1 protein-coding gene (only partly in view) is annotated in these 18,877 nt (G+C 70.9%); it reads left to right on the top strand.

Annotated elements, in window-relative coordinates; translation table 11 throughout:
- On the top strand, positions 1-18,877 hold the 3' end of the coding sequence (locus ACWDMM_RS07440) for a non-ribosomal peptide synthase/polyketide synthase (protein ID WP_449936519.1). Its footprint begins 24,806 nt before the window's first position; only the last 18,877 of its 43,683 coding nucleotides appear in the window; its start codon lies off the left edge, out of view; it ends in the stop codon at positions 18,875-18,877.

The following is an 18,877-nucleotide window of genomic DNA, read 5'->3' as shown; positions in this document are numbered from 1 at the left end:
GCGGCTGTCCGGCGAGGAGGACATCGCGATCGGCACGCCGGTCGCCGGACGCGGTGAGCGCGCGCTCGACGATCTGATCGGCATGTTCGTCAACACCCTCGTGCTGCGGACCCCGATCGAGTCCGGTGCGACGTTCACCGAACTGCTGCGTGCGGTGCGCGCCACCGACATCGCCGCCTTCGGGCACGCGGACCTGCCGTTCGAGCGGCTGGTGGAGATCCTGAACCCGGCGCGTTCGCAGGCGCGGCATCCGCTGTTCCAGGTGATGCTGTCGTTCCAGAACACCGGCCAGAACAGCTTGGAGCTGCCCGGCCTGACGGTGAGCGGTGTCGAGCTGCCCATCGACGTCGCCAAGTTCGACCTGCAACTGGTGCTCTCCGAACGCGACGCCGAAACCGGCGCAGGCTCGGCTCCCGCGGGCATCGCGGCCGAGCTGATCTACGCCACCGACCTGTTCGACCCGGCCACCATGGCCGAGTTCGGGCGGCGCTTCGGCCGGCTGCTGAAGGCCGTCGTCGCCGCGCCGGACCGGCCGATCGGCGATATCGTCCTGCTGGACGAGCCGGAGACCGAGCAGGCGCTGCGCGGCTGGAACGACACCGCGCGCGACCTCGGCCCGGCGAGCACGCTGGTCGACGAGTTCGCCGCGCAGGCCGCGGCCACGCCGGACGCGGTCGCGGTGATCGACCCGGCCACCGGGACGCACCTGACCTACGCCGAATTCGCCGCCCGCGTGCGGCGGCTCGCGCGTCGCCTCATCGAGGCGGGCGTCGGCCCGGAGACCCTGGTCGCCCTGGGCCTGCGCCGCTCGGTGGACCTGGTCGTGGCCGCCTACGCGGTGCACGCGGCGGGCGGCGGTTATGTGCCGCTGGATCTGGACCAGCCCGCCGACCGCGTGCACTACGTGCTCGACTCGGCCGACCCGGTCTGCGTGCTGACCACCGCGCGCGACGCGTTCGACGGCGCTGGCCGCCCGACGCTGCGCATCGACGAGCTGGAGCTGTCCGGCTACGCGGACGCCCCGGTCACCGACGCCGAGCGCATCGCGCCGTTGCGCCCGCAGCACCCGGCGTACGTGATCTTCACCTCCGGCTCCACCGGACGCCCCAAGGGCGTCGCGGTGCCGCATTCGGCGGTCGTCAACCAGATCCGCTGGATCACCGGTGAATACGGCATCGGCTCGGGTGACGTGGTGCTGTTCAAGACCCCCGCCACCTTCGACGTGTCGGTGTGGGAGCTGTTCGGCCCGCTGAGCACCGGCGGGCGGATCGTGGTCGCGAGCCCGGACGGGCACCGCGACCCGCAGTACCTGGCCGAGGTGATCGCGGCCGAGCGGGTCACCATGACCTCGTTCGTGCCGTCGATGCTGACCGTCTTCGCCGGCGCCATCGACCCGGCCGACGCCGACGCGCTCGCCTCGCTGCGCACGCTGTTCGTCGCCGGTGAGGCGTTCACCGCCGACGCAGTGGTCGCGATCCGCCGCGTCAGCGACGCCGCGCTGTACAACCTGTACGGCCCCACCGAGTTCACCGTGCACGCCACGCACGGTCCGGTCGCCGACCAGGTGGACGGTGCTGTCCCGATCGGCCTTCCGGTGTGGAACGCGCAGGCGTACGTGCTGGATTCGCGGCTGCACCCCGTACCGGCGAACGTCGCGGGCGAGCTGCACCTCGCGGGCGACCAGCTGGCGCGCGGCTACTTCGGCCGCGCCGACCTGACCGCCGACCGCTTCGTGGCCAACCCGTACGGCGCGCCGGGTGCGCGGATGTACCGCACCGGCGACTTGGTGCGCCGGGACGCAACTGGCGCCATCGAGTACTTGGGCCGCACCGACTTCCAGGTGAAGCTGCGCGGTCTGCGCATCGAGCTCGGCGAGATCGAGACCGCGCTCACGGCGCACGAATCGGTCGCCCAGTCGGTCGCGCTGGTGCGTTCCGACGCGCGCACCGGCGACCAGTTGGTGGGTTACGTGGTGCCCGCGAACGGCGCGACCGTGGACGTCGAGGCGTTGCGCGCGCACCTGGCCGCGCAGCTGCCGTCGTACATGGTGCCCGCCGCGATCGTGGTGCTCGACGCCATGCCGCTGAACCCGAACGGCAAGCTGGATCGCCGCGCGCTGCCCGAACCGGTCTTCGAGGCGCGGGAATTCCGCGCGCCTTCGACGCCGGTGGAGGAGATCGTCGCCGACGTCTTCGCCGAAGTGCTCGGCCTGGCAACGGCCGAACGCGCCGTCGGCCTGGACGACGACTTCTTCGACCTGGGCGGCAATTCGCTGATCGCCACCCAGGTGGTGGCCCGCCTCGGCGCCGCGCTGGACACCAGGATCCCGGTGCGCACGCTGTTCGAGGCGCCGACCGTGGCCGCGCTGGCCGCGCGGGTGGAGACGCACCAGGGCACCGGCCGCCGCCGCGAGCTGGTCGCCGGACCGCGCCCGCCGAAGATCCCGCTGTCGCTGGCCCAGCAGCGCATGTGGTTCCTGAACCGGTTCGACAACCAGACCGCGGTGAACAACATCCCGCTCGCGGTCCGGCTCACCGGCACCCTGGACACCGAGGCGCTGCGCCAAGCTGTCGCCGACGTGGTCGACCGGCACGAGGTGCTGCGAACGGTCTACCCGGAGACCGCCGACGGCCAAGGCGTGCAGGTGGTGCTGCCCGCCGGGCACAGCGCCATCGATCTCACCCCGATCGAGGTGTCCGAGGCCGAGATCTCCGATCGGATCAGCGAACTGGTGCTGACCGGCTTCGACGTCACCGCCGAGGTCCCGGTGCGCGCACAGCTGTTCCGCATCGCGGGCTCGATGGACGGCTCCCAGCCCGACACCCACGTGCTGGTGTTCGTGGTGCACCACATCTCCGGCGACGGCTGGTCGGTGCGCCCGCTGGCGCGTGACGTGATGGTGGCCTACTCGGCGCGTTCGCGCGGCGAGGCGCCCGCGTGGGCTCCGCTGCCGGTGCAGTACGCCGACTACGCGCTGTGGCAGCGCGAAACCCTCGGCTCCGAGGGCGATCCCGCCTCGCTGATCGCCCAGCAGGTCGCGTTCTGGTCCGACACCCTGGCCGGGCTGCCCGACCAGCTGGACCTGCCGTCGGACCGCTCGCGTCCGGCGGTGGCGTCCAACCGCGGCGGCGTGTACGAGTTCTCGCTCGACGCTCAGCTGTTGCGGGAGCTGAACGCGCTGGCCCGCGCGAACGGCGCCAGCCTGTTCATGGTGGTGCACGCCGCGTTCGCCGCGCTGCTGGCGCGGTTGTCCGGCAGCGACGACATCGCCATCGGCACCGCGGTCGCCGGCCGCGGCGAGGCGGTGCTCGACGACGCCATCGGCATGTTCGTCAACACTCTGGTGCTGCGCAGCGCGGTCGATCCCGCCCTCGCGTTCACCGAACTGCTCGCGCGCACCAAGGACACCGACCTCGCGGCGTTCGCGCACGCGGACCTGCCGTTCGAGCGGCTGGTGGAGATCCTGAACCCGGCGCGTTCGCAGGCGCGGCATCCGCTGTTCCAGGTGATGCTGTCGTTCCAGAACACCGGCGAGGCCACCTTCGAGCTGCCCGGCCTGGAAGTGGCCGGGGTGCCGCTGGACGTGGTGACCGCCAAGTTCGACCTGCACCTCAACCTCGCCGACCGGTTCGACGCCTCGGGCTCGGCCGACGGCATGACCGCCGAATTCGCCTACGCCACCGACATGTTCGACCCCGACACCATCGCGGGCGTCGCGGCGCGGCTGGTGCGGCTGCTGACCGCGATCGCCGCCGATCCGTCGGTGGCCATCGGCGATGTCGAGCTGCTCGACAGCGTCGAGCGCACCGAGGTGCTGGAGCGGTGGAACGACACCGCGCACCTGGTCGACCCGGACGCCACCCTGGTGTCGATGTTCGCCGCGCAGCTGGCGCGGACTCCGGACGCGACCGCGGTGACGTTCGAGGGGACGAGTCTGTCCTACGCCGAGTTCGCTGCCAGGGTGAACCGCCTCGCCCGCCATCTGATCTCGCTGGGCGTCGGCCCGGACTCGATGGTCGCGCTCGGCATGCGCCGCTCGATCGACCTGGTGGTCGGCATGTACGCGGTGAGCGTCGCCGGTGGCGCGTACGTGCCGCTGGATCCGGACCATCCGGCCGACCGCACCCGCTACGTGCTCGACACCGCACAGCCGGTGTGCGTGCTCACCACCTCGCGCGACGGGTTCGACGCGGGCGCGACCAAGGCCGTCGAGATCGATGTGGTCTCGCTGGCCGGCTACTCCGACGAACCGGTCACCGACGCGGACCGCCGTGCGCCGCTGCGCCCGTCGAACACCGCCTACGTGATCTTCACCTCCGGTTCGACCGGCCGCCCGAAAGGCGTGGCGGTCTCGCACGCCGCGATCGTCAACCGCCTGGTGTGGATGCAGGACGAATACGGCTTGGACGACACCGACGTGGTGTTGCAGAAGACCCCGGCCACGTTCGACGTGTCGGTGTGGGAGTTCTTCTGGCCGTTGCAGGTCGGCGCGCGCCTGGTGGTCGCGAAGCCGGACGGGCATCGCGACCCGGCCTACCTCGTGCAGGTCATCACCGGCGAGCGGGTCACCACGGCGCACTTCGTGCCGTCGATGCTGTCGGTGTTCGTCGCCGAGGAACGCGCCGACGAGTGCACCAGCCTGCGCAACGTCTTCGCCTCCGGTGAGGCGCTGCCCGCGCAGACGGCGCAGAAGCTCGTCGAGCTGACCGGCGCGCGCCTGCACAACCTGTACGGCCCGACCGAGGCCGCCGTCGACGTCACCTATCACGAGGTGACCGAGGACGACGCGGTGTCGGTGCCGATCGGCGCTCCGGTGTTCAACACGCAGGTGTACGTGCTGGATTCGCGCCTGCACCCGGTGCCGGTGGGTGTCGCGGGTGAGCTGTATCTCGCGGGCGTCCAACTGGCCCGCGGCTACGTCGCGCGCCCCGACCTGACCGCCGACCGGTTCGTGGCCAACCCGTTCGGCCGGCCGGGCGAGCGGATGTACCGCACCGGCGACCTCGTCTCCTGGACCGACAAGGGCGAGCTGGAATATCTGGGCCGCACCGACTTCCAGGTGAAGCTGCGCGGTCTGCGCATCGAGCTCGGCGAGATCGAGTCGGCGCTCACCGCGCTGGACTCGATCGCCCAGGCCGTGGTGGTGGTGCGTTCGGACGAGCGGCTTGGCGATCAGCTGGTCGCGTACGTCATCGCGACGGCGGGACGCTCGGTGGACATCGAGGGCGTGCGCGCGGAACTCGGCGGCGAACTGCCCGCGTACATGGTGCCGTCGGCGTTCGTCGTGCTGGACGCGTTCCCGTTGAACGCCTCCGGCAAGCTGGACCGCAAGGCGCTGCCCGCTCCGGTGTTCGAGGCCAAGGTGTTCCGGGCGCCGTCCACCCCGATCGAGGAGATCGTGGCGGGCACCTTCGGCGACGTGCTCGGCGTCGCGCGGGTCGGCTTGGACGACGACTTCTTCGAACTCGGCGGCAACTCGCTGCTGGCCACCCAGGTGACCGCGCGGCTCGGCGCCGCGCTGGACACCCAGCTGGCGGTGCGCGACCTGTTCGAGGCGTCCACCGTGACGGCGCTGGCCGCCCGGGTGGAGCGCAACGCCGGGTCCGGCCGGGCCCGGCCGCGCCTGGAGGCGGGGGAGCGCCCGGAGCGCATTCCGCTGTCGCCCGCGCAGCAGCGGTACTGGTTCCTCAACCAGTTCGACACGGCCACCTCGGCGGTGGACAACATCCCGCTGGCCGTCCGGTTGTCCGGCACGCTCGACGTGGCCGCGCTGGAGCAGGCCATCGGCGACGTGTTCGCCCGCCACGAGGTGCTGCGCACCACCTACCCGCGCTCGGCGGAGGGCCCGCATCAGGTGATTCGGCCCGCCGACCGGTCCGCGGCGGCGCTCACCCCGATCGACGTCACCGAGGACGACCTGCTCGGCGCCGTCATCGGGTTCGCGCTCACCACCTTCGACGTCACCGTGGAGGTGCCGTTGGCGGTGGCGCTGTTCCGGATCGCCGACAACGAACATGTGCTGGCGTTCACCGTGCATCACGTAGCGGCCGACGGCTCGTCGATGGGCCCGCTGGCCCGCGACGTGATGGCCGCGTACGTGGCCCGCGTGCAGGGCGAGGCGCCGCAGTGGCAGCCGTTGCCGGTGCAGTACGCCGACTACGCGCTGTGGCAGCGCGCGGTGCTCGGGTCGGAGGACGATCCGGAATCGCTGGCCGCCCAGCAGGTGGCGTACTGGAAGCAGGCGCTGGCCGGCCTGCCCGATCAGCTGGAACTGCCCGCCGACCGGCCGCGCCCGCCGGCGCAGTCGTTCCAGGGCAAGGCGATCCGCTTCGAGATCGACCCGCAGCGGCACGCCCGCCTGCACGAGCTGGCGCGCGCGCACAACGCGTCGCTGTTCATGGTGGTGCACGCGGCGCTCGCGGTGCTGCTGTCGCGGTTGTCGGGTACCGACGACATCGCGGTCGGCACCCCGATCGCCGGTCGCGGCGAGCGCGAACTCGACGACCTGATCGGCATGTTCGTCAACACCCTGGTGTTCCGGACCGAAGTGAAGGCCGGTGACTCGTTCGCCGCTCTGCTCGGCGACGTCAAGGAACGCGACCTGGAGGCGTTCGCCAACGCCGACGTGCCGTTCGAGCGCCTGGTCGAGGTGCTCAACCCGGTGCGCTCGACCGCGCGCAACCCGCTTTTCCAGGTGGGCCTGTCGTTCCAGAACCTGGCCGAGACCACCTTCGAGCTGCCCGGCCTGACGGTGAGCGCGGTCAACTTCGACTCGCAGCTGGCCAAGACCGACCTGCACGTCACGCTCTACGACCGGTACGCCGAGGACGGCACGCCCGCCGAGATCATCACCGAATTCGGCTACGCCACCGACCTGTTCGACGAGGACACGGTGCAGGGCTTCGCCGACCGGTTCCTGCGGGTGCTCGACGCCGTGCTGGCCGACGCCACGGTGCGGGTCGGCGAGATCGATCTGCTCGCGGCCGAGGAGAGCGAGCGCATCCTCACCGCGTGGAACGCCACCGAGCACGAGGTGGACACGACCGCGACGCTGGTGTCCCTGCTGGATGCCACGGTGGCCGCGACCCCGGCGGCGGTGGCGCTGGTCGCCGACGAGCCGACCGGCCGCCGCGAGCTGACCTACGCCGGGCTGGACGCCCGGGTCAACCGCCTGGCCCGGTACCTGATCGGCCGCGGCGTCGGCCCGGAGGACCGGGTCGCGCTGGCGATCCGCCGCAGCAGCGATCTCGTGATCGCCATGTACGCGGTCGCCAAGGCCGGTGCCGCCTACGTGCCGATCGATCCGGATCAGCCCGCGGAGCGCACCGACTACATCCTCGGCACCGCCGCGCCGGTGTGCGTGCTGACCACCGGCCGCGACGGGTTCCACACCGCGGCGGCCGACGTCGTGCAGATCGACGCCATCGACCTGACCGACCACCCGACCGCCCCGGTGACCGCTGCCGAGCGCAGGGGCGCGCTGACCCCGGCGAACACCGCGTACGTGATCTTCACGTCCGGTTCCACCGGCCAGCCGAAGGGCGTCGCGGTCCCGCACGCCGCGATCGCCAACCAGTTGCAGTGGGAGACCTCCGTCTTCGAGCTCGGCGCGGCCGACGCGGTGCTGCTGAAGACGGCGGCGACCTTCGACCTCTCGGTCTGGGAGTTCTGGTCGGCCGCGGTCTCCGGTGGCCGCCTGGTGATCGCCTCCGCCGACGGACACCGCGACCCGGCGTACCTGAACGAGCTGATGCGTGCCACCGGCGTCACCACCCTGCATGTGGTGCCGTCCATGCTGGACGCGCTGCTCACCGAATCCGGTGGCCGCCTGTCGGATTCGCTGCGGCGAGTGCTGGCCATCGGCGAGGCGCTGCCCGCGGCGACCGCCCAGCGGTTGCGCCGCAACAACGCCGCCGAACTGCACAACCTCTACGGCCCGACCGAGGCGGCGGTGTCGATCACCAGCCACCTGGTCACCGACGCCGACGAGGCGTCGGTGTCGATCGGCGCGCCGGAGTGGAACAGCCGCGTCTACGTGCTCGACTCGCGCCTACGGCCGGTTCCGGTCGGCGTCTCGGGTGAGCTGTACCTGGCCGGTGCGCAGCTGGCGCGTGGATACTTCGGCCGCCCGGACCTGACCGCGGACCGGTTCGTCGCCGACCCGTTCGGCGCGCCGGGCCAGCGGATGTACCGCACCGGCGACCTGGTGGCCTGGAGCGCCACCGGCGAGCTGGACTACCGCGGCCGCACCGACTTCCAGGTGAAGATCCGTGGTTTCCGCATCGAACTCGGCGAGATCGAGGCCGCGCTGCTGCGGCAGGACGCGGTGAGCGCCGCTGCCGTCGTCGCGCACACGGATCCGAACATCGGTGACCGGCTGGTCGCCTACGTGGTGACCCGCACGGGCGCGCTCGACAAGCGCGCGCTGCAGTCCGCCCTGTCGGCCGAGCTGCCGTCGTACATGGTGCCGTCGATGCTGATCCAGCTGGACGCGTTGCCGCTCAACGCCAACGGCAAGCTGGACCGCAAGGCGCTGCCTGAGCCCACCTTCGAGAAGGCGGTGTTCCGCGCGCCGGTCACGCCGATCGAGCAGATCGTGGCGAACACCTTCGCCGAGGTGCTGCGGATCTCCGATCGCGACGGCGGCTCCGGCGGGTCCAAGCGGCTCGGTCTGGACGACGACTTCTTCGCGTGGGGCGGCAACTCGCTGCTGGCCACGCAGGTCGCCGCCCGGCTGGGCGAGGCGCTCAACACGCGGGTGCCGGTGCGCCTGCTGTTCGAGGCGTCCACCGTGGCCGCGCTGGCGGTGCGGGTGGAGCAGCACGCCGACATGGGCGGTCGCCGCGCGCTGACCGCGGGACCGCGTCCGGAGCACATCCCGCTGTCGCTGGCGCAGCAGCGCATGTGGTTCCTCAACCGGTTCGATACCCAGTCGGCGGCCTACAACGTGCCGATCGCGGTGCGCTTGTCCGGCGCGCTGGACGTGGCCGCGCTGCGTGCCGCGATCGCGGACCTGGTGAGCAGGCACGAGATCTTGCGGACGGTCTACCCGCAGACCGAGGCGGGGCCGGTGCAGGTCATCCTCCCGCCCGCCCAGGCCGTGCCGCGGCTGGAGGTGCGGGTGGTCGCGCCGTCGCAGATCGAGGCCGCCGTGGTGGCGCTGACCTCGACGATCTTCGACGTCACCACCGAGGTGCCGGTGAAGGTCGCGCTGTTCCAGGTCGCCGGGGATGGCGCGCAGACTCCGGCGGACGGGTCGGTGGACTACGTGCTGGCCATGGTCGTGCACCACATCTCCGGTGACGGCTCCTCGGTCGGCCCGCTGACCAGGGACCTGATGATCGCCTACGCCGCCAGGTCGGCCGGCGAGGCGCCGAACTGGGCGCCGCTGGAGGTCCAGTACGCGGACTACAGCATCTGGCAGCGCGAACTGCTCGGCGACGAGAACGATCCGGAATCGCTGGCCGCCAAGCAGGTCGCCTACTGGAAGCAGGCGTTGGCCGATCTGCCCGATCAGCTGGACCTGCCCTCGGATCGGCCGCGCCCCGCGGTGCAGTCGTTCGCGGGCGGCAAGGTCGAACTGCGGGTGGACGCGCAGACCCATCAGGCGCTGATCGAACTGGCGCGTGCCGAGGGCGCGACGCTGTTCATGGTCGTGCACACCGCGCTGGCGGTCCTGCTGGCCAGGTTGTCCGGCACCGACGACATCGCGATCGGCACGCCGATGGCGGGCCGTGGCGAGGCCGCGCTGGACGATCTGATCGGCATGTTCGTCAACACCCTGGTGTTCCGCACCCAGGTGGACGCGGGCGAGGCGTTCACCGATCTGCTCGGCCGTCAGCGCGAGATCGACATCCAGGCGTTCGCCAACGCCGACGTGCCGTTCGAGCGCCTGGTCGAGGTGCTCAACCCGGTGCGTTCGACCGCGCGGCACCCGCTGTTCCAGGTGGGTCTGTCGTTCCAGAACCTGGCGCAGTCGGCGCTGGAACTGCCCGGCCTGAGCGTGTCCGGTCTGGACATCGACACCGAGCTGTCCCAGTTCGACCTGCACCTGATCGCGACCGACCGCTACGACGACGCCGGCGCGCCCGAGGGCATCACCGGCTTCTTCACCTACGCGACCGACATGTTCGACCGCGCGACGGTGCAGGGCTTCGTGGACCGGTTCGCGCGCTTGCTCGGCGAGATCGTCGTCGCGCCGCGCACCCCGGTCGGCGACCTCGAGCTGCTCGACGCCGCCGAGCGGACCCAGCTGCTCACCGCGCGCAACGCGACCGACCAGCCGGTGGACACCTCCGCCACGCTGGTGTCGCTGCTGGACGCGACCGTGGCGGCCGGGCCGAAGGAAGTCGCGCTCGTCACCGAGGACGGCGAGTCGATCACCTACGCCGAACTCGATGTGCGGGTGAATCGTCTTGCGCGGCACCTGATTTCGTTGGGTGTTGGTCCGGAGTCGCGGGTGGCGCTGGCGTTGCGTCGGTCGGTGGATCTGGTTGTGGCGATGTATGCGGTGGCGAAGTCCGGTGGTGCGTATGTGCCGGTGGATCCGGATCAGGCTGCTGAGCGGACGAGCTACATTCTCGAGACGGCGGCACCGGTGTGTGTGTTGAGCAATGCCGAGGCGGAGTTCGGCACTGATGTCGCGCCGGTGGTGCGGATTGATGATCTGGATCTGTCGGGTGTGGATGCCACGCCGGTCACGGATGCCGATCGGGTCGCACCTCTGCGTCCGGAGAACACGGCGTATGTGATCTTCACGTCTGGTTCGACGGGTCGTCCGAAGGGTGTGGCGGTTCCGCATGGGGCGATCGCGAACCAGTTGCAGTGGAAGAGTGTCGAGTTCGGTTTGGATGCGGCGGATGCGATTCTGCTGAAGACGGCGGCGACGTTCGACTTGTCGGTGTGGGAGTTCTGGTCGGCCGCTGTCTGCGGCGGTCGCTTGGTGATCGCCTCCCCGGACGGTCACCGGGACCCGGCGTACCTCAACGAGTTGATGGCTCGCGAGTGGGTCACCACCCTGCATGTGGTGCCGTCCATGCTGGACGCGCTGCTGACCGCCGGTCTGCCGAACTCGCTGTGGCGGGTGCTCGCGATCGGTGAAGCCCTTCCGGGGTCGGTCGCCCAGCGGTTCCTGCGGGAACACCCGCGCACGGAGCTGTTCAACCTGTACGGTCCGACCGAGGCGGCGGTGTCGATCACCAGCCACCGGGTCACCCTCGCCGACGAGACCTCCGTGTCGATCGGCGCGCCCGAATGGAACAGCCAGGTCTACGTCCTCGACTCCCGGCTGCGGCCGGTGCCGGACGGCGTCTCCGGCGAGCTGTACCTCGCTGGTGCGCAGTTGGCGCGGGGCTACTTCGGTCGTGCGGATCTGACCGCGGATCGGTTCGTGGCCAATCCGTTCCAACCCGGTGAGCGGATGTACCGCACGGGTGACTTGGTCGCGTGGACCAGCACGGGTGAACTCGAGTACCGGGGTCGTACGGACTTCCAGGTGAAGATCCGAGGTTTCCGTATCGAGTTGGGTGAGATCGAGGCTGCGTTGCTGGCGCTGCCGCAGATCGCGCAGACAGCGGTGATCGCGAAGTCCGATCCCAAGACCGGCGACCGTTTGGTGGCCTATCTGGTGGCGAGTGATGCCGAGGCCGGTGTCGATGTGGCCCAGGTGAAGTCCGAACTCACCGCTGGGTTGCCGTCGTACATGGTGCCCGCGGCGTTCGTGGTCCTGGATGCGTTGCCGTTGAATGTCAACGGCAAGCTCGACCGTAAGGCGTTGCCGGAACCCGAGTTCGAGGTTCAGGCGTTCCGTGCGCCGTCGACGCCGATCGAGGAGATCGTGGCGAACGTGTTCGCCGAGGTGCTCGGTGTGGAGCGTGTCGGCGCGGACGACGATTTCTTCGCGCTCGGTGGTAACTCGCTGTTGGCGACGCAGGTCGCGGCGCGGATCGGCGCTGCGCTGGATGCTCGTGTGCCGGTGCGTGTGCTGTTCGAAGCCTCCACCGTCGCCGGACTGGCCGCGAAGGTCGAGCAGCACGCGGGCGCCGGTGGCCGCCGCGAACTGGTCGCCGGTCCGCGTCCGGAGCACATCCCGCTGTCGCTGGCCCAGCAGCGCATGTGGTTCCTCAACCAGTTCGACACCGCATCGGCGGTGAACAACATCCCGGTGGCCGTGCGGCTCACGGGCGAGCTGGATGTCGCAGCGCTGCAAGCAGCGGTCGGCGACGTCATCGCCAGGCACGAGACCCTGCGCACCGTCTACCCCGAACAGGACGGCGCCGCGCACCAGGTCATCGTGCCCGTCGAGCGGGCCATGCCCGACCTGCGGCCGGAAGCGGTTGCGCCCGAGGACATCCGGCACCGGATCATCGAGGTGATCTCCGCCGGATTCGACGTGACCACCGAGGTCCCGTTGCGGGCCAAGCTGTTCCGCGTCGCCCCGACCGAATACGTGCTCGTGTTCGTCGCGCACCACATCAGCGCCGACGGCTGGTCGATGGGCCCGCTGACCCGCGACGTGATGCTGGCCTACGCGGCCCGTTCGGCCGGTGTGGAACCGGGCTGGGCGCCGCTGCCGGTGCAGTACGCCGACTTCAGCCTGTGGCAGCGCGACGTGCTCGGCTCCGAGGACGACCCGGAGAGCCTGATCTCCCAGCAGGCCGAGTACTGGCGCACCGCGCTGGCCGGGCTGCCCGACGAGCTGAACCTGCCCGCCGACCGGCCGCGTCCGACGACGCAGTCCTTCGCGGGCGGGCGCGTGGTGTTCCCGATCTCCGGCGAGCTGCACGGCAAGCTCACCGAGATCGCCAGACAGCAGAACGCGACGCTGTTCATGGTCGTGCACGCCGCGCTGGCGCTGTTCCTTGCGCGCATGTCCGGCACCGACGACATCGCCGTCGGCACCCCCATCGCGGGCCGCGGCGAGGCCGAACTCGACGACGTGATCGGCATGTTCGTCAACACCCTGGTGCTGCGCTCGCACGTCGAGGGCGACCTGACCTTCGACCAGTTCCTGGCCCGCACCAAGGACGCCGACCTGCAGGCGTTCGCGCACGCGGACCTGCCGTTCGAGCGGCTGGTGGAACTGCTCAACCCGGAGCGCTCCACCGCGCGGCACCCGCTGTTCCAGGTGGCGCTGTCGTTCGAGAACCTGCCCGAGAGCAGCTTCGAATTGCCGGGGCTGCACGTGGGCGCGGTCGACTTCGACGTGGACACCGCCAAGTTCGACCTGTCGCTGACCATCCGCGAAGCCGGGGAGAACCCCGACGACGCGGGCATGTACGCGGAGTTCTCCTTCGCGCGCGACCTGTTCGACGACGAGACGGTGCGGGTGTTCGCCGAGCGGTTCACCAGGCTGCTCACCGCGATCGCCACCGACCGCGAGACCCCGATCGGCGACCTGCCGTTGCTGGACGCGGCCGAATACCACCTGCTCACGCACGTGGCAGGCGAGGACGTCATGGCCACCGGCCTGCTGCCGGACCTGCTGCAGCACGGCGCGCGGCTGGACCCGGACCAGATCGCGGTGCGTTACCAGGGCCGGTCGATCACCTACCGCGAACTGGACGAGTACTCCTCGCGCCTGGCACGGGTGCTCATCTCGCGCGGTGTCGGGCCGGAGCGCATCGTGGCGCTGTCGTTCCCGCGCTCCTACGAGATGGTCGCCGCGTTCTGGGCGGTGGCGAAGGCGGGCGGCGCGCACGTGCCGGTCGACCCGACCTACCCCGAAGACCGCATGCGGCACATGGTCAACGACTCCGGCGCGGTCATCGGCATCACCGCCAGCGAGTACGTCGACCGGTTGCCGCGCGACGTGGAGTGGCTGCGCATCGACGACCCGGCGCTCGGCGAGCTGATCGAGCGCGAGTCCGGCGAGCAGATCACCGATGCCGACCGCAACGCCGCGCTGGCGATGCGCCACCCGGCGTACGTCATCTACACCTCCGGCTCGACCGGTATGCCCAAGGGCGTCACCGTGACCCACGCGGGCATGGGCGGCCTGGTCGGCGTCGCGGCGGATCTGTACCAGCTGGAATCGCACCACCGGTTCCTGCACATCTGCTCGCCGAGCTTCGACCCGTCGGTGCTGGAATGGCTGTGCGCCGCCTACACCGGCGCGACGCTGGTGGTCGTGCCATCGACCATCATCGGCGGACCGGACCTGGCGGAGCTGCTGCGCACCGAGCGGGTCAGCCACACCATCATCACCCCCGCGGTGCTCGGCACGGTCGATCCGGAAGGCATGGAGGCGCTCGAAGTGGCCTCGGTCGGCGGTGACGTCACCACGCCGGAACTGCTGGCCAAGTGGTGGCCGGGCCGCAAGTACTTCAACGCCTACGGCCCGACCGAGACGACGATCATCTCGTCGTACGCCCAGCTCAGCCCGGGCAGGCACATCACCATCGGCCGTCCGGTGCGCGGCATGTCCGCGCTCGTGCTCGACAACCGGCTCAACCCGGTGCCGCCTGGCGTCGCGGGCGAGCTGTACCTGGCCGGTGGCGCGCTGGCGCGCGGCTACCACAACCGCCCCGACCTCACCGCGGAACGGTTCGTCGCCAACCCGTGGAGCGACGAGGGCGCGCGGATGTACCGCACCGGTGACGTGGTGCGCTGGTTCGCCGAACCGGGCGAGCGCGCGGGCAACGCCGCATTGCCTTCGGTGCCGTGGCAGCTCGACTACGTGGGCCGCTCGGACTTCCAGGTGAAGATCCGCGGCTTCCGTATCGAGCTCGGCGAGATCGACACCGTGCTGGCCGGCCACTCCGACGTCGAGTACGCGATCACCATCGGCCGCAAGACCGACGCGGGCGCGACGATCCTGGTGTCCTACGTGCTGGCCGCGCCGGGCCGGGAGATCGACACGGCGAGGCTGTCGGAGTACGCCTCGCGCACCCTGCCGCCGCACATGGTGCCGACGGCGATCGTGGTGATCGACGAGATCCCGCTGACCCCGGTCGGCAAGCTGGACCGCAAGGCGCTGCCCGAGCCCGAGCTGGCTCCGCGCGAGTTCCGCGCGCCGGCCAGCGAGGTCGAGGCCGTCATCGCCGAGGTGTTCGCCGAAGTGCTCGGCGTCGACCAGATCGGTCTGGACGACTCGTTCTTCGCGCTCGGCGGCGACTCCATCCTGTCGATCCAGCTGGTTTCGCGGGCCAAGGCGCGTGGCGTGCTGTTCACTCCGCGCGACGTGTTCGAGCGGCGCAGTGTGGCCGCGCTGGCCGAGGTCGCCGCGCTGGGCGCGGGCACGGAACAGACGCGGCTGGAGGAACTGCCCGGCGGCGGTGTCGGCGAGATCCCGCTGACCCCGATCATGCGGCAGATCCTCGCGAGCGGTTCGACCTACCAGCGGTTCTCGCAGACCATGGCGCTGCGGCTGCCCGAAGGCATCGACCGGGAGACCCTGGTCGCCACCATCGCGGCGGTGTTCGACCACCACGACGTGCTGCGGTCGCGCTTGCGCCGCACCGGCGCGGACTGGACGTTCGAAGCGCTGCCGCACGGCGCGGTCGACGTCGACGCCTTGGTGCGGCGGGTCGACCTGGCCGCCGACACCGACGAAGCGGAGCTGGCACGGGTTGCCACCGAAGCGCTCGACGGTGCGCTGGGCAGGCTCGATCCGGCGGAAGCGTCGATGGCGCAGTTCGTTTGGTTCGCCTTCGAGGGCGAGCGGCGGGACGTGCTGCTGATCGTCGCGCACCACTTCGTGGTCGACGGCGTGTCCTGGCGCATCCTGATCCCGGATCTGGCGGTGGCCTGGTCGCAGCTGGTCGCCGGTCAGCCGGTGACGCTGCCCGCCAACGGCACCTCCATGCGGCGCTGGGCGCACAGCCTGGTCGAGGCGGCGAGCGCGCCGGACCGGGTCGCGGAACTGCCGTTCTGGCAGCAGGTCACGGCCACGCCGGATCCGCTGCTGGGTGAGCGTCCGTTCGATCCGGCGGTGGACACGTTCGCCACCGTCGAGCGGGTCGAGGTCACCGTGCCCGCCGAGGTCACCGACGCGGTGCTCACCGCGATCCCCGGCCTCTACCGCGGCGGTGTGAACGACGGCCTGCTCACGGCGCTGGCCATGACGGTCGCCCGCTGGCGCGGCGACGGCCCGGATGCCGCCTTGATCAAGCTGGAAGGCCACGGCCGGGAAGAGGACGTCGTGCCGGGCGCGGACCTGTCGCGCACGGTCGGCTGGTTCACCTCGGCCTACCCGGTCCGGCTCGATCTGGCCGGCGCCGACCTCGCCGACGCGTTCGCCGGTGGCGCCGCGCTGGGCGAGATCGTGAAGTCGATCAAGGAGCAGTTGCTCGCGGTGCCCGACAAGGGTCTGGGCTACGGCCTGCTGCGGCAGCTGAATCCGGAGACCGCGCCGACCCTCGGCTCGTCCGGGCAGATCAGCTTCAACTACCTGGGCCGGATGTCGGCCGGGGAGATCCCCGAACAGCTCGCCGAGATCGGCTGGGTGCCGGTGGCCGACCTCGGTCAGCTGGATGTCGACATGGACCTCGACATGCCCGCCAACGCGACGATCGACATCAACGCGATCGTCACCGACTCCGACGAGGGTCCGCGGCTGGGCGCGTCGTTCGCCTTCCCGACCGGTCTGCTGACCAGGGAACGGGTCCAGGAGTTCGCCGACCTGTTCGTCGCCGCGCTCACCGCGCTGGCCACGCACGCGCGGCGGCCGGACGCGGGCGGTTTCACGCCGTCGGACATGCCGCTGGTGCGGGTGGGGCAGCAGGACATCGAGCAGTGGGAACAGGCATACCCGGCGCTGTCGGAAGTGTGGCCGCTGTCGCCGCTGCAGTCGGGTCTGCTGTTCCACGCGATGATGACCCAGTCCACCGTGGACGTGTACACCATGCAGGCCGTGGTGGACCTGGGCGGCACGCTGGACGTGGCGCGGCTGCGGGCGGCGGCCCAGGGCATCATCGACCGGTACCCGAACCTGCGCACCGCGTTCGTCACCGACGCCGACGGACAGGCCGTGCAGGTGGTGCTGGACCGGGTCGAAGCGCCGTGGCGCGAGGTGGATCTCACCGAGCTGCCCGCCGACGAGCGGACCGCCGAGCTGCGCAGGCAGGTCGCGGCCGATCAGGCGACGCACTTCGACATGGCCACCCCGCCGCTGATGCGGTTCACGCTGTTCCGCAGCGATGCCGCGCAATGGCACCTGGCCATCACCACCCACCACATCCTGCTGGACGGCTGGTCGATGCCGCTGCTCATGCGGGACCTGCTGGTGCTGTACGCGGTGCGCGGCGACCAAGCCGCGCTGCCGCGGGTGACCCCCTACCGCAACTTCCTCGGCTGGCTGGCCGGGCGGGACCGGGACGCGTCGCTGCGTGCCTGGGCGGCGGCGCTGGAAGGGGTCAACGAACCCACCCAGCTCGCGCCGCAGCCGCGCGGAGCGGAGACCTACGAGATCGGCAAGGTCGTCACCGAACTCGACGCCGACCGCACGCGCCGGATCACCAAGCACGCCGCCGAACTCGGCGTCACGGTGAACACGCTGGTACAGGCCGCGTGGGGCATCCTGCTCGGACGGCTCACCGGCCGCGGCGACGTGGTGTTCGGCGCGACGGTGTCCGGCCGCCCGGCCGAGCTGCCCGGCGTCGAGTCGATGGTGGGTCTGTTCATCAACACGCTGCCGGTGCGGCTGCGCATCGATGACCGCCAGAGCATCGGCGAACTGCTGGCGCGGTTGCAGGGTGACCAGGCGGGCCTGCTCGAGCACCACTACGTGGGCCTCACCGACATCCAGCGGGTGGCGGGCACCGGGTCGCTGTTCGACACGCTGCTGGTGTTCGAGTCGTATCCGATGGACAAGGAGGCGATCTCGGCCGCCAGTTCGATCGACGGCATGTCGGTGACCGGTGTCGGCGTCAACGACGCCACGCACTACCCGATGACGCTGCTGGTGATGTCCGAGGCCACCATCGAGCTGACCCTGAAGTACCTGGGCAGCCGGTTCACCGCCGAAGAGGTCGAGACGCTCGCCGAGCGGCTGGTCCGGGTGCTCGACGCGCTGCTCGGCGATCCGGACGCCTTGGTCGGGGACATCGACATCCTCGACGAAGGCGAACGCGCCCGCCTGCTGGCCGAATCCGGCGTCACGGCGGCGGCTGCCACGCCGGAGCCGGTGGGCCGGGTCGGCGCGCGCACGGTGGCCAAGGTGCTCGGCGAGGTCGTCGAAGAGGACCCGGAAGCGCCCGCGCTGCTGGCCGGCGAGGACGAGGTCGCCTTCCACGCGCTGGACCGGCGTTCCTCGCAGCTGGCCCGGGTGCTCATCGACCGCGGCGCCGGACCGGGCGACGTGGTGGCGGTGACGCTGCCGCGTTCGGTGGACGCGGTGGTCGCGGCCTGGGCGGTGCAGAAGGCCGGTGCGGCATGCCTGTTCGCGGGCGACCTCACCGCCGAGGCGCTGACCGCGGCCTGCGCCGCGTTCGGCATCGGGTCGCCGGTGGCCGACAGCGACATTCGCTGGCTGGCGCTCGACGACGCCCAGGTGCGGGCCGACATCGACGCGGCGGCCGCGCACCCGGTGTCCTACGCCGACCGGGTCCGCCCGCTCGGCGAGGAACATCCTGCGTTCGTCGTCACCACGGCGAACGGGGTCGTCGCGATCACCCAGTCCGAGGCGCTGGACGAGGCCGAACGCGTCCGCGAGGAGCACGAGATCGACTACGAGTCGACCACGTACACCACGGCACTGTCCGGCCGCCCCGCGATCATGGAGTTCCTGACCTCCGCCACCGCGGGAGCCCTGTCCGTCCTGCCGACCGGCGACCTGGAAACCGACCTCACTGAGGGCGAGGTCACCCACTGGTTCGCGGGTCCGGGCGAAGCGACCGACGCGGCGGGCGAGGAGATCACGATCGTGACCGCGGAGTAG

The organism is Nocardia sp. NPDC003726 (assembly GCF_053586955.1).
This window is presented reverse-complemented; position numbering and strand designations above follow the sequence as displayed.